This is a genomic window from Paenibacillus sp. J45TS6, assembly GCF_018403285.1.
GTDB lineage: Bacteria > Bacillota > Bacilli > Paenibacillales > Paenibacillaceae > Paenibacillus.
On the sequence record NZ_BOSJ01000005.1, the window covers coordinates 244,807 to 270,383 of the forward strand.

At 40.4% G+C, this 25,577-nt stretch carries 20 protein-coding genes, 15 tRNA genes and 1 rRNA gene; 34 read left to right on the forward strand and 2 right to left on the reverse strand.

The annotated features are described in order from the left end of the window. Positions 1 to 127 precede the first annotated feature (127 nt). The 21 genes from rrf (at position 128) to KJS58_RS10425 (ending at position 6,842) form a co-directional block, all read left to right on the forward strand. A 5S ribosomal RNA gene (gene rrf, locus KJS58_RS10325) occupies positions 128 to 244 on the forward strand. Between the two features lie 49 nt (positions 245 to 293). After that, positions 294 to 369: transfer RNA gene (locus KJS58_RS10330), tRNA-Ala, on the forward strand. Between the two features lie 4 nt (positions 370 to 373). Beyond that, positions 374 to 449 (forward strand) — tRNA-Asn (locus tag KJS58_RS10335). A 2-nt stretch (positions 450 to 451) separates the two neighbouring features. Then, positions 452 to 523, forward strand: a tRNA-Glu gene (locus KJS58_RS10340). 8 nt (positions 524 to 531) lie between these two features. Beyond that, positions 532 to 607 (forward strand) — tRNA-Val (locus KJS58_RS10345). Between the two features lie 88 nt (positions 608 to 695). Then, positions 696 to 771 (forward strand) — tRNA-Thr (locus KJS58_RS10350). 9 nt (positions 772 to 780) lie between these two features. After that, positions 781 to 866 (forward strand) — tRNA-Tyr (locus KJS58_RS10355). Positions 867 to 872: 6 nt separating this feature from the next. Further along, positions 873 to 946, forward strand: a tRNA-Trp gene (locus KJS58_RS10360). Positions 947 to 977: 31 nt separating this feature from the next. After that, positions 978 to 1,050, forward strand: a tRNA-His gene (locus tag KJS58_RS10365). Between the two features lie 20 nt (positions 1,051 to 1,070). Further along, positions 1,071 to 1,145, forward strand: a tRNA-Gln gene (locus KJS58_RS10370). Positions 1,146 to 1,156: 11 nt separating this feature from the next. Then, positions 1,157 to 1,232 (forward strand) — tRNA-Lys (locus tag KJS58_RS10375). 10 nt (positions 1,233 to 1,242) lie between these two features. Continuing rightward, positions 1,243 to 1,323 (forward strand) — tRNA-Leu (locus KJS58_RS10380). 89 nt (positions 1,324 to 1,412) lie between these two features. Further along, positions 1,413 to 1,489, forward strand: a tRNA-Arg gene (locus KJS58_RS10385). Between the two features lie 22 nt (positions 1,490 to 1,511). Next, positions 1,512 to 1,591 (forward strand) — tRNA-Leu (locus KJS58_RS10390). 8 nt (positions 1,592 to 1,599) lie between these two features. Further along, positions 1,600 to 1,673, forward strand: a tRNA-Pro gene (locus KJS58_RS10395). Positions 1,674 to 1,682: 9 nt separating this feature from the next. Next, a tRNA-Gly gene (locus KJS58_RS10400) sits at positions 1,683 to 1,753 on the forward strand. Between the two features lie 951 nt (positions 1,754 to 2,704). Further along, positions 2,705 to 3,637, forward strand: coding sequence for an ABC transporter ATP-binding protein (locus KJS58_RS10405; protein ID WP_213532441.1), 933 nt, complete (start codon positions 2,705 to 2,707; stop codon positions 3,635 to 3,637). 20 nt (positions 3,638 to 3,657) lie between these two features. Further along, positions 3,658 to 4,791 carry an ABC transporter permease gene (locus KJS58_RS10410; RefSeq protein WP_213532442.1) on the forward strand — a complete coding sequence of 378 codons (1,134 nt, stop codon included), beginning with the start codon at positions 3,658 to 3,660 and terminating at the stop codon, positions 4,789 to 4,791. Further along, entirely contained in the window at positions 4,788 to 5,921 is a 1,134-nt protein-coding gene (locus KJS58_RS10415) for an ABC transporter permease (protein WP_213532443.1), read from the forward strand. Before KJS58_RS10410 ends, KJS58_RS10415 begins: the two co-directional genes overlap by 4 nt. 138 nt (positions 5,922 to 6,059) lie before the next feature. Continuing rightward, the gene (locus KJS58_RS10420; RefSeq protein WP_213532444.1) at positions 6,060 to 6,257 is read left to right on the forward strand and encodes a hypothetical protein; all 198 of its coding nucleotides are present in this window, start codon (positions 6,060 to 6,062) and stop codon (positions 6,255 to 6,257) included. Positions 6,258 to 6,329: 72 nt separating this feature from the next. Then, the gene (locus KJS58_RS10425) at positions 6,330 to 6,842 is read left to right on the forward strand and encodes a DUF3189 family protein (protein ID WP_213532493.1); all 513 of its coding nucleotides are present in this window, start codon (positions 6,330 to 6,332) and stop codon (positions 6,840 to 6,842) included. A 175-nt stretch (positions 6,843 to 7,017) separates the two neighbouring features. Here the strand turns inward: KJS58_RS10425 and KJS58_RS10430 are convergent, their stop codons facing one another. After that, positions 7,018 to 7,197 carry a hypothetical protein gene (locus tag KJS58_RS10430; RefSeq protein WP_213532445.1) on the reverse strand — a complete coding sequence of 60 codons (180 nt, stop codon included), beginning with the start codon at positions 7,195 to 7,197 and terminating at the stop codon, positions 7,018 to 7,020. An 87-nt stretch (positions 7,198 to 7,284) separates the two neighbouring features. Between KJS58_RS10430 and KJS58_RS10435 the strand changes: the two genes are divergently transcribed. The 11 genes from KJS58_RS10435 to KJS58_RS10485 all read left to right on the forward strand — a co-directional run bounded on the left by KJS58_RS10435 (position 7,285) and on the right by KJS58_RS10485 (position 21,214). Beyond that, positions 7,285 to 8,088 (forward strand): divergent polysaccharide deacetylase family protein, encoded by an 804-nt coding sequence (locus KJS58_RS10435; protein ID WP_213532446.1) that lies wholly within the window; start codon positions 7,285 to 7,287, stop codon positions 8,086 to 8,088. 571 nt (positions 8,089 to 8,659) lie between these two features. Beyond that, positions 8,660 to 9,532, forward strand: a complete 873-nt coding sequence (locus KJS58_RS10440) for a hypothetical protein (RefSeq protein WP_213532447.1) — start codon at positions 8,660 to 8,662, stop codon at positions 9,530 to 9,532. A 263-nt stretch (positions 9,533 to 9,795) separates the two neighbouring features. After that, positions 9,796 to 10,242, forward strand: coding sequence for a LytTR family DNA-binding domain-containing protein (locus KJS58_RS10445; protein ID WP_213532448.1), 447 nt, complete (start codon positions 9,796 to 9,798; stop codon positions 10,240 to 10,242). 13 nt (positions 10,243 to 10,255) lie between these two features. Beyond that, the gene (locus tag KJS58_RS10450; protein WP_213532449.1) at positions 10,256 to 10,684 is read left to right on the forward strand and encodes a DUF3021 family protein; all 429 of its coding nucleotides are present in this window, start codon (positions 10,256 to 10,258) and stop codon (positions 10,682 to 10,684) included. A gap of 179 nt (positions 10,685 to 10,863) precedes the next feature. Beyond that, positions 10,864 to 12,168, forward strand: coding sequence for an alpha/beta hydrolase family protein (locus tag KJS58_RS10455; protein ID WP_213532450.1), 1,305 nt, complete (start codon positions 10,864 to 10,866; stop codon positions 12,166 to 12,168). Between the two features lie 117 nt (positions 12,169 to 12,285). Then, a complete protein-coding gene (locus KJS58_RS10460; protein WP_213532494.1) occupies positions 12,286 to 12,813 on the forward strand; it encodes a CueP family metal-binding protein in 528 nt (175 codons plus the stop codon). Positions 12,814 to 12,918: 105 nt separating this feature from the next. Then, positions 12,919 to 13,650, forward strand: coding sequence for an alpha/beta hydrolase family protein (locus KJS58_RS10465; protein ID WP_213532451.1), 732 nt, complete (start codon positions 12,919 to 12,921; stop codon positions 13,648 to 13,650). Positions 13,651 to 13,809: 159 nt separating this feature from the next. Further along, entirely contained in the window at positions 13,810 to 14,739 is a 930-nt protein-coding gene (locus tag KJS58_RS10470; protein WP_213532452.1) for a VanW family protein, read from the forward strand. Between the two features lie 565 nt (positions 14,740 to 15,304). Continuing rightward, positions 15,305 to 17,269 carry an elongation factor G gene (locus KJS58_RS10475; protein WP_213532453.1) on the forward strand — a complete coding sequence of 655 codons (1,965 nt, stop codon included), beginning with the start codon at positions 15,305 to 15,307 and terminating at the stop codon, positions 17,267 to 17,269. A gap of 748 nt (positions 17,270 to 18,017) precedes the next feature. Further along, complete coding sequence (locus tag KJS58_RS10480; RefSeq protein WP_213532454.1) at positions 18,018 to 20,282, forward strand: hypothetical protein; 2,265 nt, start codon at positions 18,018 to 18,020, stop codon at positions 20,280 to 20,282. 179 nt (positions 20,283 to 20,461) lie between these two features. Continuing rightward, on the forward strand, positions 20,462 to 21,214 hold the full coding sequence (locus KJS58_RS10485) for a DUF1963 domain-containing protein (protein ID WP_249717152.1): 753 nt from the start codon (positions 20,462 to 20,464) through the stop codon (positions 21,212 to 21,214). A gap of 419 nt (positions 21,215 to 21,633) precedes the next feature. Here KJS58_RS10485 and KJS58_RS10490 read toward each other — a convergent pair whose 3' ends face one another. Beyond that, complete coding sequence (locus KJS58_RS10490) at positions 21,634 to 23,562, reverse strand: ABC transporter ATP-binding protein/permease (RefSeq protein ID WP_213532455.1); 1,929 nt, start codon at positions 23,560 to 23,562, stop codon at positions 21,634 to 21,636. A 149-nt stretch (positions 23,563 to 23,711) separates the two neighbouring features. Here KJS58_RS10490 and KJS58_RS10495 point away from each other — a divergent pair, with 149 nt between their 5' ends. Both KJS58_RS10495 and KJS58_RS10500 read left to right on the forward strand, forming a co-directional pair. After that, entirely contained in the window at positions 23,712 to 24,389 is a 678-nt protein-coding gene (locus KJS58_RS10495; RefSeq protein ID WP_213532456.1) for a response regulator transcription factor, read from the forward strand. After that, the gene (locus KJS58_RS10500; protein ID WP_213532457.1) at positions 24,386 to 25,456 is read left to right on the forward strand and encodes a HAMP domain-containing sensor histidine kinase; all 1,071 of its coding nucleotides are present in this window, start codon (positions 24,386 to 24,388) and stop codon (positions 25,454 to 25,456) included. The genes KJS58_RS10495 and KJS58_RS10500 overlap by 4 nt, the downstream gene beginning before the upstream one ends. Positions 25,457 to 25,577: the final 121 nt, after the last annotated feature.

Below are 25,577 nucleotides of genomic sequence, written 5' to 3' on the forward strand. Positions count from 1 at the left end.
CTAGTTGAATATGTTTTTAAAATATGATAAATTATAAATCCGGAAGATTTTAAGCTGCATGTCCTTTCTAAGGTCTGATATTTTGCTGGTGAGTATTCACTGAAGATATCACAGCGCAAAAATCATGTTTGGTGGCGATAGCGGAGGGGTTCCACACGTACCCATCCCGAACACGACCGTTAAGCCCTCCAGCGCCGATGGTACTTGGACCGCAGGGTCCTGGGAGAGTAGGACGCCGCCAAGCGAATAACCTATTAGGTTATATGTTTACTGAATCATTTATTTAACGATGAGGGGCCATAGCTCAGCTGGGAGAGCGCCTGCCTTGCAAGCAGGAGGTCAGCGGTTCGATCCCGCTTGGCTCCACCAATATTCCCTGATAGCTCAGTTGGTAGAGCACTCGACTGTTAATCGAGTTGTCACAGGTTCGAGTCCTGTTCGGGGAGCCAGCGGCCCGTTGGTCAAGGGGTTAAGACACCTCCCTTTCACGGAGGTAACAGGGGTTCGAATCCCCTACGGGTCACTTTATATGGAGATTTAGCTCAGCTGGGAGAGCATCTGCCTTACAAGCAGAGGGTCGGGGGTTCGATCCCCTCAATCTCCACCATACCAAATAATGCAGGATGAAATCCTGTGAATTCAACTAATTTATCCTAGCTCCAATTATATGGAGTATGGTATAATCGAATTAATTAGCCGGTGTAGCTCAACTGGTAGAGCAACTGACTTGTAATCAGTAGGTTGGGGGTTCAAGTCCTCTCGCCGGCACCAGTTTCATATGGAGGATTAGCGAAGTGGCCAAACGCATCAGACTGTAAATCTGCTCCCTTACGGGTTCGGTGGTTCGAATCCATCATCCTCCACCAGTTTTTAGGGGCATAGTTTAAAGGTAGAACAACGGTCTCCAAAACCGTTGGTGTGGGTTCAATTCCTGCTGCCCCTGCCAATTTCATAATAGTAAAGAATGATAATATATGGCGGTCGTGGCGAAGGGGTTAACGCACCGGATTGTGGCTCCGGCATTCGTGGGTTCAAGTCCCATCGATCGCCCTTGTACAACTTATCGCTGTTGGGGATTAGCCAAGCGGTAAGGCAACGGACTTTGACTCCGTCATGCATAGGTTCAAATCCTATATCCCCAGCCATTTTATAGTACGAGCCATTAGCTCAGTTGGTAGAGCACCTGACTTTTAATCAGGGTGTCGAAGGTTCGAGTCCTTCATGGCTCACCATCATATATATGCGCGTGTGGCGGAATTGGCAGACGCACTAGACTTAGGATCTAGCGTCTTTGACGTGGGGGTTCGAGTCCCTTCACGCGCATCCTTTAATTGCGGACATGGATCAGCGGTTAAATTTTGCCTTGCCAGGCAAGGGTCGCTGATTTCCGTCGTCTGCTTTTATATTTTTTTGCGCCCTTAGCTCAGCTGGATAGAGCGTTTGACTACGAATCAAAAGGCCGGGAGTTCGAATCTCTCAGGGCGCGCCATTATATTTAAAATAAGAAGCAAGCCGGTGTGGCGGAATTGGCAGACGCGCGCGACTCAAAATCGTGAGGGAAACCGTGGGGGTTCGAGTCCCTTCACCGGCATTTATTATCGGGATGTAGCTCAGCTTGGTAGAGCACCTGGTTTGGGACCAGGGGGTCGCATGTTCAAATCGTGTCATCCCGATATTTTTACGCGGGTGTAGTTCAATGGTAGAACTTCAGCCTTCCAAGCTGATAGCGTGGGTTCGATTCCCATCACCCGCTTCATTAGTAAACCTCTTTGCGAAAGCGAAGGGGTTTTTATATTTCTACTTTTACAGAGAGTAAGTATTGAACTATTTGGGTTGTTCTTTTCAGGCTAGATACCGATACACACCTAACACCTAAAAGCGAGGAAGCTGAAATAGTTGATTCCTTTGAAGAGGTGACTGCTATTGAAGTTCCAAAATGAGCATAGACCTGTATTTAATGGATTAATCCTTGTATACAACGACAAGATAAAAAAAGCTTACAAAGCAGGATATTATAAATTAAAAAGTTTACAGTGAAAATTGACTTGTGTGTAGTATTGTCATATTTTACAGTAAGTCATTTTTCGCATTCTTTATCTCTAAACCCCCAAGCCTCTGAATGGATCTAATAGGCTTGGGGTTGTTTTTATAATATAATATGAAAAACACATTATATGAATATTTCATAATAATAAAATGTAACCGTACTTATCTACTTCACACATATCCATCAAATTCACGTTCCTATATGAATAAACTACCTTTACTCTAAAATAAGACCGCTGTAAAGGAATATTACCTTAAATCTTTAGATTTATAATTTAAGAAATTTATCTGGTATACTCAATAAATCCAGCAAGAATAGAGCATTTGAAATAATGTGGAACGAAGTAACCTTATCTACGTATTACCATGCGGGGATAAGGTTGTTTTTGCTAATTCATTCACATCGAATTCTATCTTCTGTACATTCTTGTGTTAATATGCACAGCATGAACATAATCAAAAAGAGCTCTAAGGATTTTTACATAATACGGAGACGATATCGAATTTCTTAAATCTCTTATAACGGATTTAAGAAATTCATATGGAAATCGTAAATGCGTGAGTGTCCCCATCTTTGACTAATGGGGTACTCGCACATGTTCTTTATCGCTTCAGATATCATCAATCACGTACTGAAATGTTTGAGGAGGAAATTCAGATGATCATAGAAGTAACGGGTCTGGTCAAAAGGTACAAAGATTACACAGCTGTAGATGGTGTTGATCTGAGTATTCATGAAGGTGAAATATTTGGACTGCTCGGACCCAACGGTGCAGGAAAATCAACAACGATGAACACGTTACTGGGCTTATTAAAAGTCAACAATGGCACAGTAAAAATGTTTGGTAAGGACTTTTCCAAGCATGCAAGAGAAATCAAACGATCTGTCGGATATGTACCGCAGGACTTGGCTTTTTTCGAAACCTTAAGTGCCATCGATAATGTAACGTATTGGGGTAAGTTGTATGGACTTCGAGGCAAAGAGCTACATACATCCGTACAGGAAGCACTTGAGTTTACTGGATTATGGGATAGAAGAAAAGGGATTGCTAAGACTTTTTCGGGTGGCATGAAAAGACGTCTGAACATCGCTTGTGCGATTGTACATAAGCCGCGTATTCTTTTTATGGATGAACCTACGGTTGGAGTAGATCCCCAATCACGCAACAATATTCTGGAATCGATTAAAATTATGAATCAAAATGGGATGACCATCATCTATACAACACATTACATGGAAGAGATCGAAGCCATCTGTGAACGAGTTGCCATTATGGATTTCGGAAAAGTAATCGCACTCGGAAGTATAGAGGAGCTGATTGATTCCATTTCAACGGGAAATCGCTTAAGTCTGGAGCTTGCATCGAATTCGGACGCAGCTGTTTCGGTAATTAAAGAGTCGGAAGGTGTCACCGCCTGCAACAACATAAACGGAGTACTCGACATTCACTTGGAAAAAGATGAACGGTTTCTTACGGGGATATTGGAGAATCTGATTCGGAAAGAATTTAAAATTAAGTCCATGACACTGGAAAAACCGAATCTGGAGACGGTATTCTTGCAGTTGACTGGTAAAAAACTGAGAGACTAATCCGGGACGGTGATGAAACGATGAATATACTCACTCAAATTTTTTATTCGGCAAAACGGATCTTGATTGACCCTAAACCGATTTTCATTAGATTGCTCAGTTTTTTATTAATTATTTTAATATTAGGTACTGCGTTTAAAGACCAATTTAATGTCACCTCTTTGGATAAAGTAAGGATCGTTTATAGCAATGAAGATTCTGGTCAACTTGGTGAAATGTTCATTAGTTCTATGATCGGTGCGAAAGAAATTAGCTCACTGGCAGAGTTCGATCAAGTGCTTTCTCTTGATGAAGGACGAGAGATCCTTAATAATGAAGAGGCAGATGCGTTTATTTATATTCCTGAAGGATTCTCGAACCAAGGGGAAGCGGATGGATCAAGCAAAACAGTTGAAGTATTTCTGGCCAAATCTTCGGGCGTGGATACAACGGTTGTGCGGAATGTCGTGGATAGTCTGATTAATGGGCTAAATACCGCAGGCGTAGTCGCCACCATGTCGGGCAATACACAAATCGATCAAGTGAATTCGGATACCAGCTTGAAGGAAGAGCCTCTAACCGATTCCAAATCGGCGACAGCCATGGGATATTACGCTATTGCAATGCTGCTGATGTTTATGATGCGTGGTCAGGAATATGGCGCTGCAGGAATGGGAGAGGACTATTTGGGTACATTGGGTGATCGTCTCAAGCTTTCACCGATTAAACCTTTCGAACAGTATCTAGGAAAAACGATAGGTCTTTCCTTAGTTACCTTCTTACAGGGGATGGTGATTATCCTGTTTACCAAATATGTATATGATGTGGATTGGGGGAATCACTTTGGTGTCATCGTTTTGATCGTGTTTGTGTTCTCTTTATTAACCACGACACTCGGTGGCCTACTGACCATTATCTTAAAGGATTCCGTAAAAGCCGACACCCTTGCCAATATTGTAACTCTTGTATCCACTTTTCTTATTGGCGGGTTTATTATTATTGATTTTGGAGCTATCGCAGCAATATCCCCAAGCTATTATGCAAAATCAGCGATATTCAACGTTGTATATAACGACGAGCTAGGTTCTGCTTTTGTAAATATTGGACAGATGTTGGCTATCACCTTGTTATTTGCGGTGATCAGCATTGTGGTTTCAAGGAGGAAGAGAGCATGACGATCTTATTCAACAGCATAAAACGGATATTTCGAAAACCAATAAACATCTTATTTATGCTTGTGCTTCCGATCCTGCTAAATATGTTTTTGATTTCGACGGTAACCAAAGATGTAAAATATAATGTAGGCATACTGGACCAAGATTCATCCCCATTCATAGTGGATCTTATATCGGATATGCAGGAGAAATACAATGTAACATTACTGACCCCTGGTGATGATATAAAAGGCTTGATTGTAAACAAAAAACTAGACAGTGCTTTTACTTTTCCAGCAGGATTCACTACAGAGATGCTTGAAGGAAAAGATGTATCTGCTCTGAGCTATGCCCTTGAGGCGTCTAATGTGGCGAGACCCGTTCAAGTATACGTATCGAGTTACATATCTTCAGCAAAACAAATTGCGGCAGCTGCAAACGGGAATGAAGATGTATTCTATAAGGGGATGGAAGCTTATAATAAGAATGCATTTGCTGCAGAATATAAGAGCTTCTCTACTGGAAATTCTGAAAATTCTGAAAAAGACGTAAACACGGCGGTTCTGTCCCTAGGTTATATCGCGTTTGGTATGTTATTCTTGATTACCTTCTCTACAAGCTTAATTCTGGAGGATAAGCTAACTGGAGTCTATGATCGGATCACTGCAACACCGCTGACACGTTCTCGTTATTTTTCACAACATATGATAGCAAGCTTCCTAGTTGCCACGATTCAGGTTGTCGTATTAATCAGTTTGTTACCGAAATTAGTCGATATATCCTATGGATCAACATTGGCTCAACAACTGGAAGTCATGGCAGTTTGTCTTGCGTTTGCTCTTGCTTGCGTAGCCATTGGCGTTGCAATCAGCAGATTTTCAAAAAACGCACTGATGGTGAGTTCGCTAACAGCTTTGGTCAATATCCCAATGCTGATGCTCGGTGGTTGTTTTTGGCCTAGAGAAATCATGCCAGACTTTATGCAGCGAATTGGCGATTTTGTGCCGACAACTTGGTTTTTACAAGCAGGGGAAACGGTATTGTACGGTAAAGGTTTAAACGGTGCCATTTTTGAATTGTTGTATTTAATTGGCTTCTCTGCTTTGTTATTGATCGTGTCGTTTACAATGAAGTCAGAAAAGGTGAGATGAGTTAACATAACCTTTCGTTATGTAGAAATGACTGGAAGTGACTCATGAAATAGACATTGAGATTAACTTCAATTTACTTCAATTAATACTCTATCCTCATAACGTGAAACATTTCAAAACCCTTCAAGTAATCCTCCCATGTTTAATGATGTGGGTGTTAGCCTTGAAGGTGATTTTGTATTGGTGAAAAGTGTAACCTGCTTGATTGAAGTGTTAATGAAGAAAATCGAACAGGACAGAAGACAGTATGCAGATTCTAAAATTTCTGCAAAGATGATAAAGAAGTATCCAGTTGAAGTTCCGCTTCTTGAATCGGCCATGGCACGCGGAATGTAACAAATAACATCCGAATTGGAATTAAAATTAATGATCATAATAGTTATAGATAACAATATTGAGGGTGATAACATGATTTATATCTATAATGATTATGGTGGGACACATACAACTGCCCTTGCAGCTGCGTATCATTTAAAAGAATTAACCCAGTCAGAACGTAAATTAACTAAAGAAGAAATATTAAATGTTACATATTTCAATAAACTAACTAAAGATGATTCAGGAAAAATCATTTTTCACGGAACAGATGAAAATGGAGATTCGGTATATACAATAGGACGAAAATCCTCCAAACTTGTTGTTCCCGCATTGAAAGACTTAATTTTATTACTAGAAAGCAAGCACCATTTTCAAGAAAAAATAATATTTTCTAATACTTCACCGACGGTTCCTATCGTTATGTCAATTGGAGGGTTTTTCTCAAGAGGATTAAAAATAGATTTTATTGGTGTTCCGTTATTAATTTTAGGAGCTAAACAATGCTGTGATCAAATTTTTCGATTGGTTGAAAATACGAAACAAACAGGGAAGTCATCTAATGAAGAAAATATAATCATTCTAGAAAATGAAAAATTCAAATAATATTGTTTAAATAAATAATTAGTTGATTTTCATTAGCAGGTATTTATAAAATACAAAAACACTTCAACATGCACATGCATGGGAAGTGTTTTTTTGTCATGCCAATTGTTCTTGTTCAAACCTTGATTTAGTGTAAGTGCACACGATCAACGGCAACAAGAAACTGAAATAATGATTATTTATAACTACTTTTTTCAAATGGTGCAGCGACTGCACGTCCAATATCTTGGATCAGAATATTAACATCTTCTGCTGTGTTTCGTATGGGATGCCCATCAAGTGGTTTTAATTTTTGAATTCGAGAGTGGAGTTGAGTTACTTTGTAGGAGGTGGCAATCGTACAAACAAAGTACATTGTTTTAATCACAACTCACATATTTTCTTGTGTATTCTCCAATAATGTATTCATCAATAATAAAAAACACAAAAAGGATTGTGAAAAATGACAACTAAAAAGCTGATTGTAGTTGCCCTGATACTCTTTATTGGAGTATTGAGTTCCATAAGCACAAATATCTATGCAGATCCGGTAAAAAAAGTTGCTATTATTATTGATGATTTAGGAAATGGCATGAAAGGAACCGAAGAAATTTTAAATCTTCCTACAAAGGTAAACGTAGCAATCATGCCTTTTCTACCTACAACGAAAAGAGATGCCGAGCTTGCTCACCAAAAAGGAATCGATATACTGGTTCATATGCCGATGGAACCCAACACAGGAAGAAGTAATTGGTTGGGGCCGGGAGCTATTACCGCTGATCTCTCGGATGAGGAAGTAAGAAGTAGAGTGGAGGCAGCTATTGATAATGTTCCCTATGCAATTGGTATGAATAATCATATGGGATCCAAAATCACAAAAGATCGACGTATTATGTCGATTGTTCTGGATGTATGTAAAGAGAGGGGCCTCTTTTTTGTTGACAGTAAGACAGATTATCAATCTGTCGTTTCAGAACTGGCTTTACAAAAAGGACTGCCTCCGATAGAGAATGAAATTTTCTTGGACGATCATCGTACTGCAAAACATATCTCTGGGCAAATGAAGCTTATAGAAAAGATGCTTGAGAAACAGGATACTTGTGTCACGATCGGTCATGTAGGAGCAGCAGGACCACTAACTGCAGACGTGATTAGAGACTCTGTCACCCGTTGGTCCGGTAAAATTGAAACTATAAGTATTAGTGAAATGGTGAATCAGGTATGGAAATGGGACCGAGACAATCATTTACCGACTAATAATAAATAAAACTTCCAAGCTTATTGAAATCACATTATAGGCGGCTTTATGTTTAGCTGATCGCTAAAATCCTGACAGTTAAGTTAATGAATTACTGAACACAAACGCTTTCATTAGAGCTAGCCTACTGGGCAAATCAAAAATGCGGATTAGAATGTGAGGCCGGGTGTATTTTGGGTCAGATGGTTCTAAATATGAAAGGAATATGGAAAAGTTTATAATACTTTATTCAATAAAGGGGTAGCTTCTCATTCAAGAACAAGACTGTCAAAAGACGGTCTTTTTTTTGTTTTTTAATCAAAATGACTCCTAACGATTACAAAATTCTGACAATAGTCCTATGACTTTTTCAATTATTACTTAAGTTATTATTGGAGCAATTCACATTAAAGTGAGTCCTATAGTAATGGGCATCGACAAATTTTGGCCGAGATTTTATAGACGAAAAGAATCATTTTTCCGGGAATTTTGATGAAATGGGTGTACGCAGCGTAATGTATATACTACGATCAGACAGGGTCTTTTTTACACAAATACGAAATGAAGTCGATTCATATCGATAAACGGAGGAAAATACAAAATGAAATTAAAGACATTGGCAGTAACCGTTATATTAGGGGGCGTTTGTTTGCTTGGTGCAGGATGTGCGGAGCAGAAGCAAGGAGGGGAGTCAACGCTTGGACAAGCCGTGCAAAATGGCAACGACATTATGATTCCACACAATGATCGGCTGCATTTGTCCACTGATAAGAAGTGGATTGAGCAGGAAGGACATCAATCAGACCTAATCCGGCTGCAATGGACGGCAGAAAGAGCCAAGCCAGCAATTGTCTGGGTCGACGAGGAGGGCAAGGACAAGACAGCAATTATTTCCCACGACAAGGCAAACAATCCGGAGCAACACGACCATAAACATATCTCGTTCGAGACGACAATGTCACCGACTGGCCAGTATGCCAACCAGCTGTTTACCCGATTTGAAATTCCATTCGATACCGATATAAGCGAGATCCGTACCCATTCATCCAACTTCAATGTGATGAACGGGGTCTTGCGTGTAGCTGGGGAGAAGGGGTCAAATAGAGATATTGAGTTAAGTGTATCCGGTAAGGAGAATGAGACGACACCAAGATGGGTTGTGCGGGCAGATAGTTCACAAGAATCGGGTGATAATACGGGATCCAACCTACAGTTTATCCGTTACGACGATAATGGTGAAGTAATCGATTCCCCGCTCAGCATACAACGTACCAATGGTAATATCGGAATTGGCACGAATGATCCTGACACTAAGCTCGATATAAATGGGGACAAACTGCGTATTCGAGAGAAGTATACACCCGCTTCGTCTAGTAGCGCCTGTAGCCAGGGACAGATGGCGTGGGATGATAACCATGTATATGTTTGTGTTGCCGAAGATAACTGGAAACGGACAGAACTATCGTCATGGTAATCTCTCGTTCTTAATTTGTGATATATTGAAAATAACAAATAATCATCCAACCCCTTTAGATTTATTTCAAACTCGTAACCACCTCAGAAGAGAAGGATCCAAGTTCGTTCAATTGGCCTTCTCAAAACTTCATTGCCAACATAAGGTGACCTGACCCGCGGTACCAGATCGATTGTCTTTTTTTTCATAATAATGAACATGTTATTTAAGAAGTAAAGGGGCGTTTCGGTGTATGATTAACGTTATAACTCAAATTCCCGAGGGTGATATTCATCAAAATTCTAGTCGAAGTAATAGACCATACAGAAGAAGAAGAAATCCTCATCAGATGTCACCGAGCAGACGAAGAGATACATGCGCTCGTTAATAAAATAAAAACCGAAAAACTTGTTATACTCGGTTATTATGAGGATAAGATCAGCCGCATCAAAATTAGTGATATATATTATTTTGAAGCTGTTGACGGAAAAGTGTTTGCGTATTGTAAGGACAACGTTCATGAAGTAAAACAAAAGCTTTATGAACTAGAGGAACTTTGCAAAGGGATACATTGTTTTCGCGCTTCCAAATCTACCATTCTCAATATAGCGAAGATTTCCAGTATTCATCCGTCGATTAGCGGTCGTTTCCAAGCATTATTGGACAACGGGGAGACGGTAGTCATATCACGGCAATATGTGCCCACGCTTAAACACATACTTGGATTATAAAAGGGGAACCTATATGAAGTATTCCGAGCTCATTAAAGAAATGGTTAGAGATTTCTTAACTATATTTGGCTCCATCATTATAATCATCACTATTTTACGGCAAATCTATGCTCCTGATGCAAATTTCGAATTAAAGACGATTTTTACAATTATGACTTTCTCTTTTCTAGGTGCTTTGACTGGAATCATTTTATATACACCGCATGCGATTAGCGAAAATAAAATGCGTCTCCGTGTGATTTTCCATTTTCTTTTTCTGGAAGCTTTTTTAATTTCTCTGAGTGTTATATTGAATCTCGTATACAATACATTTGATATCCTATTATTGGCTTTGGAAATTGCCGCAGTATATGCTATCGTTCGCTTACTGTCATATAAGAGTGACAAAAAGGAAGCTCAAAAGATCAATGAAAGACTAAAGACATTTAAAAAAGAGGTTTAGAAGATATACATAAACAGAACCTAAATAAATCCGTATTTGTAGTGTAAGTACACACTTCATTACGTTGTTTTTACAACTTATTGGCCCTCAGCTACAGCTTATCGTTTATGAGTATACACCTGCTCTGCCATTTCTTATGATGAACTCATAAAAAGTTGGAGGGGGAGCAGAGAAGTCTTATGGAGATATTAATACTTGTTGTTACGTTAGTCTTTGAACTCACAATTGCCGCTTATTCCATTGCAACCAAGCAAAGGCGCAGCAAGTTCAAGAGTTGGATGAGAATCACAATGTTTATAGGATTTATGATCCTGATCTTGGGGAAAGTAGTTGTATGGGATTTCACTTGGGGGTTGTTTCAAGGCTTGCTCTTTATACTAGCGTTCAAGGAAATCGTAGCACTCCTGGGCAAACAAACACACACTTCGCGTTACAAAACATCCTCTACGATATGGAAATTCCTTATATTAGAGCTGATCGTAGTCGTTACCCTTGGTCCTGTTTTACTTTTTCCACAGTATAGGCTGCCGCAAGTGACAGGCCCTTATGCAGTGGCGACCGCCACTTACACCTATGTAGACAAGAATCGTATCGAAGAATTTACGGATCAAGATGACAATCGGTTTGTGAACGTGGAATTTTGGTATCCAGAACAGGCAGACGGAACCTATCCTTTGCTCATGTTCTCCCATGGAGCATTCGGTATTAAAGCAAGCAACTCTTCTACCTTTACAGAACTTGCGAGTCATGGTTATGTGGTTGTTTCCATTGACCATCCCTATCATTCTTTTTATACCTTTTCCGAGGATGGAAAGATTGTGACAGTTAATCCCGAGTACATGCAAGAAGTCAACAATGCAAATAAAGCAGGGATTTATTCGCTTAGTGAGTATTTCGAGCTTACTCAAAAATGGATGACATTGCGAACAGATGATATGAATTTTGTCATGGATACGATTTTGGAACAAGCCGGGCAGGGAGAAGGTTCAGTATATGAGCTCATCGATACACAGAAGATAGGCGTGTTCGGTCATTCTATGGGTGGCGCAGCAAGCGTAGCACTGAGCAGAGAACGCGATGACATTAACGCCGTGGTAAATATAGATGCTCCGTTTTTTAGCGAGCTTGCGTATGATAAAGTTACGAATGAACTATCTGCTAAATCCGAAGCTTACACCATCCCGCTATTAAACATTTATTCGGATGATGTATGGATACAGCTGGACAACAGTCCTTCGTATATCGCAAATAAAATTTCAAATGAAAATTTTAATAGTGCATATACTGTTCATTTTAATGGCGCAAAACATTTAAGTTTGACTGATCTACCTCTGTTCTCACCTATATTGGCATACCTATTGCAAGGCGGAAAAGCAGATATCGATAAATACTATGCGATTGAAACTCAAAATGAAATTATCCTTCAATTTTTTGACTATGCTCTAAAGAATCAAGGTCTGTTTGTTCCGAAAACGACGTATTAAGTATCTGTTCCGCATGCAGGGGATTGATGTGAACTCAAATACCGACTACGTAAGCTGAAATGTGATATGATCGAAATAATATGACTTTTCAATATGATAAGAAAACGGGAGGATATTATGAAAAAGGGTTTACTCATTATTTCGTTTATTTTATTAAGTCTGGTGGCAGTAGCTTGTAACAACGATAATAATAGTGCATCAAATGAAGCTGGAACACAGAATATTAAAGAAAAAGTCCATGCGTATAGTGTTGGTTCCTTTGAGGACGTAAGTGCATCTATTACATCAGAGGAACTGATAGTGACTGATGCTGGTAAAAAGACGTCTTTTGATCTTCCAGAGGACGAGTTTTTTGTTTCCATTGCACCGTTTATTGAAAACACACATGAATGTGCTATCCACAGTCTAACGGGGTGCCAAGGGGAATTAGTAGAAAAAACCTTCGATGTGCTTATTCAAGATGAAGAAGGTACTGTAGTGATGGATGACACGATTACTTCATTAGAGAATGGTTTTATTGATCTATGGTTACCGCGAGATCGGACATATCAAGTGAAGATAGAGTATGATGGTAAAACAGCAGAATCTGAGATCGGTACTTTTAAAGATAGCAATACTTGTATTACAACGATGCAACTAACATAACATTCCATATACCACGAAGCCTGAGCGTTCGGGCTTTTTTTGTTTTATAATTTGAAATAGTCGCATCTAAAAAATATTAAATCGTTTAATGTTGGGAGTAAAATCATGATCGAAACGTTTGTATCCTCCAATAGTACATGTACAAAAAATTGCCGTACGTTGGTTTGCTTTTTTGCCGGTGTACTGACTTATCGTAATAATTTTGAAGCAGCGGCAAGTGAGATTGCAAAGAGATATCAAAATGTAAAAATTTTGACGATCTTTCCCTATGGGACTGCAAACGGTAAAACGAGGTTCTCTTTCATCCGTCTATTGGCAAAGCAGCTTACTAAGGTTAGCTATGACCTATCCAATGATCAGTCCAAGCGGGTAACAAGTTTATCACAAATCATCAGCAAGCATGCAGAAACTTCGGATCACGTAATCCTTATCGGGCATAGCGCTGGAGGCGTGATCGCTTATCGGACAGGTCTTTTATTGGAGAAAAAATACGGATTTCAGCAGCTTCAAGTATTTGCTGTCGGGTGTCCAAAGTTTCATTTGAGGGACATTCCATACAATAATAGGTTTACATATATCACCGGACAGAATCGGGATAGAATCACACAAATTGGCAAGTGGCGTAAGCCGGGTTCTAGGATATACATAGGTAGACCAGGGCGCGAAATTCAAATGGAATTTAACCCAGCCCATCAAGGATGGAAGTTCCACGCTTCTTATTTTTTGAAATCGGACTGGACGGATTCAAACCAAGTGTTTCGTTCCAATTCAGAAAAATTAGTTTCTAAAATTCAGGAACTGGATCAGGAAACGAATTCACAGGATAGATACTCATAAAAATTTAATAATTGAAGGCACATTTTGTTTATAAAAAGAGTTCAAACACTCATATGACAGAACGACCATCTCAGCTGCATCTGCATGATTTTCTTAAAAGATTACCATAATACCAGAAGGACAATTATGGAATCTACTTGGGAAGGAGGCGAGTGCAATTTGAAATGGCTATCGATCATGGGTCTGTTTGGACTGCTTATGTTGCAGGCAAACCCGGCAGATCTGCTGACGGTAACCCAGGATGGAAACTCGCTGAGTACGATTGATCGAAGCGAGCACGCTCTGGGGGTGTTTCCACTCGTGAATATGGACACCTACGGTCAGTGGGCGGATCAGCTGGATCGGATAAGTATGAAAAACCCAGAAAACGCGCGAATAGGGCCGGACGGCCAGATTGTAGAAGGACGCATAGGATATCGTCTGGATCAGCGAAAAATGCTGATATCATTCTACGAATATTACTATAGAAAAGGAGCGGCGACGATTGAGTTACCGACCTATCCGCTATATCCAAAAGTAGATGCCGAAGTACTTTCTTCGATTCGAACAAAAGCGATCGGGTATTACGTTACATACTTTAATTCTAATAATAAAAACCGTTCGCATAATATCGCCTTAGCAGCCAAGGCGATTGACAGCACAGTGGTTTTTCCCGGAGAATCATTCTCATTTAACGAGGTTGTGGGCATGAGAACTGTCGACAAAGGATATAAACGAGCGGGCGTTATCGTCAGGGGAGAACTATCAGAGGGAGTGGGGGGCGGAATATGCCAAGTATCCTCCACTTTATACAATGCGATTGACAGAGCGGGATTACAGATCGTGAAGCGGTATTCCCACAGCCGAAACGTTCCTTACGTTTTGACTGGGCGGGATGCAACTGTCAGCTGGGGCGGGCCAGATTTTGTGTTTCACAATGCTTACAATCAGCCGATTCTGATTCGGGCTTACAGCAGCGGAGGACAAATCGCTGTTTCTGTGTATTCCTCAGAGCTTATCGAATATCGGCCCCGGCATGTACCGAGCATGTCCAATAAGATTCCAGAAGAGACCATCGATCGACAAGAGACCTCTGTTAATGGTGAATAAAAAAACTTAATCAAATTTAAAATATTTCATGATTTAAATGTGCGAAGGGCAAAATATTTGGGAATGGGAGCAATCTCTAAGATTAGCGGTAGAATCCTAAGTATGACGCCTAAAATAAAGCGTACGTTATTGGGTTTCCTCCTCTTATAATGACCTCTTCTTAATCTGTAGAACTGATTACAGATGAATACATGACTCACATAAATAGTCGCTAATTAGCGGCTTTTTCTGTTGAATTGGACCAAGCACTTGCACCGATTGCCGTAATGAAATGAATATGTTTCCATGATCGATAGTGAACCATTTCTTTAATAATCCGGAAGCTTTGAAATATTTCTAAGCCAAATAATTGGAATGAAGCGATAGTCCAATCTTCAAGATAGGTTAATAGCTATGTCTATTTATGTTGTGTTCGCCTGTATCGTCATGGCGGCGAACCCCTAAACTTTTTCCGCGGATATCGAATTATATTACGTCGTTCATAACCCGATCCTACCCATTCTCCCGGTTTCTATGTTTTAATAAAATGAGTAGTATCAACAAGAAACGATGAAAGTAGGATTCTATGAAGCGACTAACAATTGGCCTGTTCGCCCATGTGGATGCAGGTAAGACAACTTTTGCGGAACAGCTGCTGTATCATACGAACAGTATCCGGTCGCGCGGGCGGGTGGATCATCAAGATGCTTTTCTGGACAACCATGACATCGAAAAGGCAAGAGGTATTACGGTGTTCGCAGATCAGGCAGTAATGGAATATAAAGGAGATACCTATTATTTGATAGACACGCCTGGACACGTCGATTTCTCCCCGGAAATGGAGCGGGCGATTCAGGTGATTGATTATGCCATCCTGATTGTAAGCGCGGTTGAAGGGGTCCAAGGCCATACGGAGACGGTCTGGCAGCTGCTGCGTAAGCATCGGATTCCAACGTTCTTCTTTATCAACAAAACGGATCGAATCGGCGCAGACGTAGACAGAACTGTGGCGGATATCCGTCAGCAGTTGACGGAGGAAGTATGCTGCATAACTCAGAGCTTCACTGACGGCATTATCGGTGAAGCGTTGCGGGAGGCTATGGCGGAGCGAGACGAAGTATTACTAGAAGCGTTCCTCGAGGGAAGCGAGGATCCTAGCTTTTGGATGGGGGCGTTGCAGAAGATGATAGCAGCAGGTCTTCTCTTCCCCTATGCCTATGGTTCTGCGCTACAAGATACAGGCGTCATTGAATTTCTAGAACAGCTGCATTTGCTGACGACATCGTCTTATGACGAGAATGCTTCATTCCAGGGGCGGGTGTATAAAATCCGGCATGATGAAAGCGGAATGAGACTCACCTTTATTAAAGCGCTGGGAGGGCAGTTGAAGGTGAGAGAAGAGCTTTCTTACGAGAGCAGCGGGGTCCAATATGACGAGAAAATCACGCGGATCTTCTTGATGAATGGTCTCAAGTCGCAACCGGTGGAACAAGTGGCAGCAGGCGATTTGTTTGCGGTTGCTGGATTGTCCGCGGCCGACGCTGGACAAGGCCTAGGATTGTTATCAGACAAGATAGCTTACGACTCAGAGCCGACGTTACAATCGAAGGTATTATTCGACAATTCGATACACGTACAGAAAGTTCTCGCTGTTTTTCGTACGCTGGAGGCAGAGGAACCGTCTCTGAACGTTGTCTGGGATGAGAAATTCCAAGAGATCTCGATTCGCGTCATGGGATTGATTCAACTGGAAGTGCTAGAACAGATCGTGAGGGAGCGATTTGGCTTTGCTATCTCTTTTGGACAACCAGAAATCTTGTATAAGGAAACGATTCAGTCTGCTGTAAAAGGGTATGGCCACTTCGAACCGCTCCGGCATTATGCAGAAGTACATTTGCTGATTGAACCGGGAGTAAGGGGCAACGGCATCAAGTTTGATAGCATTTGTCATGTCGATGACTTGAATATCAGCTATCAGAATTTGATTCGGGACCATCTATATGAACGGGAACATCACGGACTGCTGACTGGTATGCCTGTTACCGATGTGAACATTACGCTCCTTAGGGGACGCGCACATAAAGAACATACCCATGGCGGCGATTTTCGTGAAGCTGTCTTTCGAGCGCTGCGGCAGGGGCTTGAGAAAGCTGATAATGTACTGCTTGAGCCCTATTACGACTTCAAAATCAAGGTCGCTATTGATGAACTGGGCAGGGTGCTGTCCGATATTCAACGTGCTTCAGGTATTTTTGATCCGCCGCAGACGAACGAAACGCAAGCGGTGGTTACAGGCAGGGTGCCTGTGTCAACTTTCATGAACTACAGTGCAGAATTTGCATCCTTTACACATGGACGAGGCAGTATTCGCTGCGTGTTTAGCGGTTACGATCGATGCCATAATACAGAAGAAGTCATTGAGCAGATAGGTTACCGCAAAGAGGCAGATCCACTGTATACATCTTCCTCCATCTTTTGCGCTAAGGGTGCGGGTTACTCTGTGCCGTGGGATGAGGCCGAAGCCAAGATGCATCTTGACTTAGAACCTTGAGTTATCTATTAGGAAAACTAATAGGATACTAAGCAACTACGAAATTATCGTGAGTCGTTAATCTGATAATGTAAGAATGAACATAAAGGCACTCCAATTGAGTGTCTTTATCTATTTAAATCAATCCTAAATCCAATTTAATTCTCTTTTGTTTAACAGTTCACTCCTCCACTTTTTAGATTATTAAATTCATCATATAGTTGAAAAAATACATCAAAGCTTTTTTCTTCATCATCATTCTTTTCAAAAATCATGTTGTACCAACCCGATGTGGACTCAGAATACCCTAATTTAACCTTCACAAACTCATGAAAAACCATTGCCAAAATAGACTGTTTCTTATTTACTTAAGACGATCATTGTCGGCGGGTCATCATAGTTATCATTGCTTTTCTTACCTTTTTGACTGTTGTTTCTCATTCCAAACATTGCCATACCTACAAAATTTAATTATACTCTAGCCACAATAGAATCGCGTAGTTCTACCTAGGAGGGATTAAATTCCCATGAATTTAGCTATTAAAAAAGCGGGTGTAAAAAGTAATTGCCTCCGTCCCGTATTCACAAAATCGTAAAAGGTAGTGACTCATTATGGGTATATATGGTAGTGTGCTAATAATCTGGGTCCTTATATCATTCTAATGAATGCGGTGGTTCAGGATTCGATTCGTTTGAAACTTGGAGCAAGAGTACATTTCGGATCTTAGGCAAATTGTAGTTTTTACATAATGTAAGGGAGAGAAACAAGATGAAAAAAAACAGAGCGATATCTCTCGGCAATTTACTGTTTTTTATTCCGGTAATATTGTTAAGTTATTTCATGTGGAATGATTACAAGGATTACATTGATGAGTATCAACCCTCCTTTGAGAGTGTCTATATGCTGGATGGGGGAAAGAAGTTAATTGGCTTAGCTAAACACCCCGTTGGAGAGCAATACGATGTTTATCTTTTTGATACCGATAAAGAAAACATAATGAAAGATACGACTGTACATACCAATTTTCAAGCTGGTCTGGGACCGGCAACTTACAGCCAAGATGGAATCATTATCCCAACCTATGACGATTCACATGGGCTGCAAATAAATTACTTCCATTCAACAGGAAAGGTTGAGGAGCTGGCTCAGGATACGATGCACCTTCCAGCTTCATGGAGATCAAATGTTTATTCCTGGCGCGGCAGACTCATTGTAGCAGGAGAATCGGATAATTCTGAATGGTACATAGCTCAGGTAAAAGACGGAAAGCTGAATAAAGTTAATCTAACTGAACAGGATCTACTTCCAGCCAGACCTGTTCGGATAGATGAAGTGCATGGTAGTTTTAAGAACGAAAAGGCAGTACCTCTATTATCAGTGGCTTTAAAGAACGATAGAACGGCATTTATCAGCGGAATATTAGACGAAAATGGTGATTTATCCGTTCTGCTTCAGAACGAGGACGAAGGGACGTTTGCTGCACAAGATCGGGCCGGCGCTTTGTTTGCTAAGGTCTTTGGTTTCAATAACACCAAGTTGGTACGTGAGAATGGGAACTATCCTGAAGAAGCAACATTTTATGACGCTGACGAGAACCATTGGGGTAAAGCAGTTCCTACGCCAAAGCCGGTCTATCAAGCTCGAGTATTTCTATTGAATGATGAGGAAGTTCTGATTGCCGGATCTACTGCAGAAGATGAATTAAATGGAAGTGTTATGGGATATGTGTTCAATGAGAAATCGGGAGAATTCCAAGATGCTACTGTTCTACTGGAGCAGCTGTCCTACGAGATTTTGAAAAATGATCAAACTGAATTTTATAAGAATTTGGATAGTGACGTCCTTTATTATAGTGGTGGAGATATTGCAGCAGGCTATGTCGATATGGAAAGCCAGGAAGCTAAGGTTCTTTCGAGTGAACAGGTCGAAAAGTGGATGCTTACTGAATCTGAAAATAAAGTCTCGATTCAAAGTTTCTGGAATTATGTTAGGCAAGGTGGGCCGATCGTTATTAACTGGGCGGTCTGGGTCTTCATCATTCTACTCACATTTCTAAGCATTGCAGTCGCCCCTCGAATGTTGGCTGGATCAAGAACGAAAAAAATGAGGGAGGGTAAGCAAATTCAGGGCCGGATTATTAATATGGAAGAAACGGGTTTATTTGTGAATGAACGTCCGCAGGTTCGATTTGTCGTTCAGTTTGAGGATGAGGGTCAAATGAAAGAGGTGGAAATCAAGCAGGTCATCTCCTTTGTGGATCCTACTCAAGTTGGTGATCCGGTGATGATCAGTTACAACCGCAAGAAACACAAGGCTTTGTTCATTACAGAAGAAGATCTTAAACATTCGGCCCAGGAGTCCAAACCAGAAGTTATTAAAGACGCGGTTCTTACCCGTATCGAACGTTATGGAAAAGTAAACCGGGGAGAAGCCCTTCAGCTTCATTTCTCAGCCGCAGGACAGGACTACACAGTACCGGTCGTTCAGCCTATAGGATTTGAATATCGTACGGGTGAACGAGCCAGCCTTATTTTGATTCAGGGAATGGCTAGAATCTTAAGATACGGCAGCGAAAACTCAGAAAAGGCATCTAACCAACTCTCTCTGCAGGGAGAAGTGATCCATGTGCAAAAGATGCCAATCGTTATTGATAATAAGCAGCTTATGCTTATGGAAATCATAATAACAAGCGGGGCGGATAGAATACGTAAAGTTAATAGTCTTTTTGTGCCACAAAATCAGTCTGTAAATGTGGGTACAGTCCTTCCCGTCGCCATGGAAATAGACGATTTACAAAAGGAAACCCGACTACTTCGTGGTAAGCAAGGTGCGGCTAAAGTGTTCTCCGTTCAGTTTGACGGAACAAAAGGAGAACGACCACTAGCCGACATTATCGCAGAGAAGGATGGAGTTACCTACCACATTAAACAGACGATTGAACCAGTGCATGGTGTAGTGGTGGGAGATGAATTGTGGATCGCCTATGATGAAAGTACGAAAGAAGCCATAATTATTAATTATTCTTCCAGGTAGTAAATAATCTGAACAATTGAACTTTAGTAGACAAATAGGCCTGTCGGTTTGGCAGCCTATTTGTTTTGATTTATTTTCAAGATAGCTAGCAAAACAATTTATGCTTTAGTTGAAGGGTGATATTTAGGAAGCGTTTTAAAGAGGATATTAACATCCACTGATAGAGAAGTTCCTTTAAGATGGTAGGACGTCGTAAATATGAAACGCTAGATGAGATAACACTTAATCTTTACAGGAAAGGATTTAAAATAATGGACATTTTCGATGAAATGAAATCTATTGGGAAACATACCTGTGTTGCAAAAATAGGTGGATTCCGCCCTGAAAATAAAGATCTTAATTGGTTCGGCGGGAATTTTTCACGTGATCCTAAGGAAGCATGGCCAGAAGTTAATGGATCATTATTAGTACCGCTTCTGCAAATTTATATTCCAGATATCAAAGATGGTCATAAGATTTTTGGAGATCATATGTTAATACAAATCTATATTGAGAAAGATCATCTACCTATGGATATAAATAGGAACGGAGATGGTTGGAAGATTGTTTTTTATAAAGACACGAATCAATTAGAAATTACAGAGACGCCTGAGCCTGCTAATATACTTAAACCTTTTCCGGTACGTTGGAAATTGAATGAAGTGCTAGATTATCCATGTTGGGAAGAAGCATGGGAATATGTTGACTTGACCGAAATTAATGAAAACGAGGAATTAAATGACCAATTCTTTGAAGAATTTAATAGATACGCTAAAACCAAAATAGGAGGATATGCATCGTATATTCAATCGCCTATTTCTGATGAATATGAATTTATTCTACAAATTTCTTCAGAAGAAAAGCCAGGGCTGATGATAGGTGATAATGGAAACCTCAATATTTATAAATCAAACTTGGATCATGATTGGTATCTATATTGGGATTGTTATTGAGGGAGCGAAATGGAGTAGATGCGGGGAGGAATCTTATTACGAAGAGATTAGTCAGGCGGAATTTGAGAAGCTCTGGCACGAGCAGCTTCAACTAGGTTGGAAGACTGGCATCGCACCTAAACTCTGTTCCCTGTAGGGAAACAGTAGAAGGATATATAAAAGCTTTTTTCCATAAGGTAGGTTGATTAACTTATTCCTAAGGCTAAATTGTAAACAGGATAGCTTTAAAGTGAACTTATACCTGAGGTGAAATTGAGATAAAGATGCAAAAAATCCGAAGAAAAAGGAAATGAAAAACAGCCGATGAGTTGAAGTAGTCGGCTGTTTTTCGTATACAACTGAAAGGAAATAGAGTTTTTGCCTAAATCGTTATCAATAAGAATCCCTAAAGAGGCTTTCTTCATGCTAGTTTTTCTCTTTTATTCACGTCTTAAAGAATCAACTGGATCCAATTTGGCAGCTTTGCTTGCTGGCAATAGTCCAGATAACATACTTATGATAATGCTTGTCACAATCCCAAAAGTAATATAACTCATCTCCATTTGTACAATATTCATATCAAACAAGCTGGAAGAAATGCGGTTTGCAATCCAGCCTAATATGGAAGTGATCGTAACGGCAATAATTCCGCTGAATAATCCAATTAAAAAGGCTTCTGACACGAAAATCCGTTTAATATCTTTTCTCCTCGCTCCAATCGCTTTTAGGACACCAATTTCTTTCGTGCGCTCTACAACGCTGATGTAGAGAATGACCAGAATCATAATTGCTGATACAAATAAAGAAACACCGGATATAGAAGCGAGAACAAACGTCAAGGCATCAATCATATCATTGAATAACTTCATCATCGCTTCTTGTGCAGAACCTTTGTATCCTAATTTCTCTATTTCTGCTTTAATCGCATCTGTATGACTTTCATCATCTGTTACTAAGTAAACAGTTGTCGGCTGTAATTCATTGCCGTTGTCAGCATAGACTTGCGCCAAATCTTCAAAGTTCACATAATTGTTATTCGCAATCCCGCTGACGATAAAGTCGGCGCTATAAAATTGTTCGTCTACGAGCCATTTGAGTGTGACAGACTTGCCAATCATATCGCCGCCAAGCGCAGTAGCTATTTCATCTTGAATCACAATTTCATTGTCACCCGGGAAGGAGCCATCCAGAAGTGCCGAGTCTGTTACATTCGATGACATGGTCGATATGGATACCACAGAAGTACTTTCGTCTCCATAGATAATGGAATTGGTACCAAAACCCATGATGTTCACGGATTTGTCCATTGAATCTACATGGTCAATCTTTGATAATGTTTCAAGATCGTCTTCTGTAAAAGGTGTCGAATTACCCGACAGGGGATTCATCTCTTCCGTACTTACGGAAGGATCTTCTGTAGGATTGTCCATATTTACTTCAACAACGAGTGGATTGATCATACTGTTAATCGTTTGGTTCACATACGCTTTTAATCCGCCGCCGAGGGAGAGCATGAGAATGACGCTCATAATCCCAATACTTGCGCCTAAAGACACCCATATATTTCGGCTTATTTTCGCTTTCATATTTTGAAAAGCTAATTTAACAGCAGAGACAAAGCTTAAATTCTTTCTTCCTTTTGAGATGTCTGAAGAGACAGCTGTTTCTTCTATATATGCTAGTTCTATGCCTTTACGATCATCGATGATTTCACCGTCTGCGATACGGATGACGCGCGAAGAGTGTGCTGCCACTTTATCAGAGTGGGTAACCATAATGACGAGCTTGCCTCGTTTGGCAATATCTTCGATGATTTTCAGTACTTGGTCGGTTGTTTCTGAATCAAGTGCTCCTGTCGGTTCATCGGCTATAATTATATCCGGATCATTGATTAAAGCCCGGGCAATGGCAACCCTTTGCTTTTGGCCGCCTGACAGCTGATTCGGTTTTTTGTGTATGTGTTGTTTCAAGCCGACCTGTTCGAGAATTTTTTCAGCACGTTTGATACGTTCTTCTTTGCTCACATTCGATAAAGTCATCGCAATCGTTACATTATCCAATATCGAAAGGTGGGAGATTAGATTAAAGCTCTGAAAAATAAAACCAATTTTATTTTTCCGGTATTCATCAAGCTGCTTTTCACTATATTCTCCTATGTTTTCGCCGTTAAATAACAGCTTGCCGGTAAAATCGGAATCCAATCCGCCGATGACATTCATCAGGGTTGATTTACCGCTGCCAGACTCACCAATGATGGAGACCAGTTCGCCTTTCTTAAATGATACATTGATATCTCTCAATGCATGATAGAGTTCTCTGCCGTTTAACTTATAGTTCTTGTCAATATGATGTAGTTCTAAGACGTTCATTCAGTACCTCCACTTTCTATTATGGTTGCTTGTTTAGAGTGTACGGATTGAACATAAACTGAATATAAACGGATAGAACATTGGTTGTTGATTTTCAATTTATCTTTCTTCGTTAAAATAAGTTCATAAAATCGTATGGAGGTAACCGTTTGTTTACAATTCTCGTAGTTGAAGATGATCAAAATATAAGAAAGTTAATGTGCGCAGTGTTAAAACAAAACGGGTTCAACACCTATTGGGCGGAGGATGGCATTCAAGCACTTGATGTAATGGAAAAGCAGCATATTGATTTAATCGTGCTTGATTTAATGATGCCGAATATGGACGGTTATGAATTGACAAAACAAATCCGCCTTTCCTGGAGAGATTTGCCTATTTTAATGGTGACAGCCAAACAGGAACGAGAGGATAAAAGAAAGGGATTCCTTGCGGGAACGGATGATTATATGACAAAACCGGTCGATGAAGTAGAAATGGTGTTACGTATTAAAGCACTGCTTCGCAGAGCGCGGATCGCCAGTGAACATAAACTGAGGATCGGGAAAGCGGTGCTCGATTATGATTCATTGACCGTAACAAGGGAGGAACAGGTCTATCCATTGCCGCAAAAAGAGTTTCAGCTGCTATTTAAATTACTCTCGTACCCAAACGTCATTTTTACTCGATTACAGCTGATGGAGGAAATATGGGGACTTGAATCAGAAACCGATGATCATACACTTAACGTCCATATAAACCGTTTGCGGAATAGATTTCAGGATTGGCAGGAGTTTGAAATTGAGACGGTTAGAGGACTGGGTTATAAAGCGGTGGTGCATAAAATATGATCCAACGTTTCAAGAAGCGATTAAGTCTAACGATAACGCTAGTGTTATTAGTCTTTGGTGTGTTGGTGACGACTTTTGTATCCATTATTATCATCGCTATACTGTTACATTTCCTTGGGTTTGTTACGGTTACTGAATCCCAAAATCAACCGGTTAATGAAGAAAGCCCGCTGGCCGGTTTACTTAATCTTTTTATCATCTGTATAATAATTGGAACGTCCCTAACCGCTTTCTTAAGTAAAAAAGCTTTGAACCCCATCCGTAAAGTCATAGCCTCAATTCACCAGGTCGCAGCCGGCGACTTTAGTGTAAAGGTTGATATAAAGGGAATCGGGGAGCTGGAGGAGCTTTCGGAAAGCTTCAATAAAATGACGCAGGAATTAGCCAGCATCGAAACACTCAGAAGTGACTTTATCAACAACTTTTCTCATGAATTTAAAACCCCGATCATGTCTATTCGCGGTTTCGCGAAGCTTCTTCAGGAGAATGATCTCACCGAGGAAGAAAGGCAGGAGTATTTAGATATTATTGTGACAGAATCAGAGCGTTTAGCGACGCTTTCTTCCAATGTTCTTACGTTAGCTAAATATGAGAATTTAGAGATAGTTGTTGATCAAGCACCGTTCCGATTGGATGAACAAATTCGAAGAACTACTATTTTGATGGAACCGAAATGGTCGGTCAAAGATTTGGATGTAAATTTAGATTTAGAAGAAGTGACCTTTGTCGGGAACGAAGAATTCATTCAGCAGATTTGGATCAACCTGTTAGATAATGCGATCAAATTTTCTTACCCAGGCGGTTCGATCAACATTACACTGGCGAAAGTGGGCAATGAAATTCGGTTTACGATTCAAGATGAAGGGGTAGGGATGGATGAGGCAACGATAGCTCATATTTTCGATAAATTCTTCCAGGGAGATACCTCTCACGCCAGAAAGGGAAACGGACTAGGACTGTCATTGGTCAAACGGATCGTTGATCTTTGCGGTGGTGAAATTATAGTAGAAAGTGAGCTGGGAAGCGGCAGTATATTTACTGTCTTGTTTTATTCAAAAACAGGATAATAGAGAAGTCAATGTCTCTTTCCTTTAGATTTAAATAATTGATAATTACATGGATCACTATATATTACAAAAAGCAAGCGGCAGTGGGATGACTCCGGCAGCATACCGAAGTCATCCCATT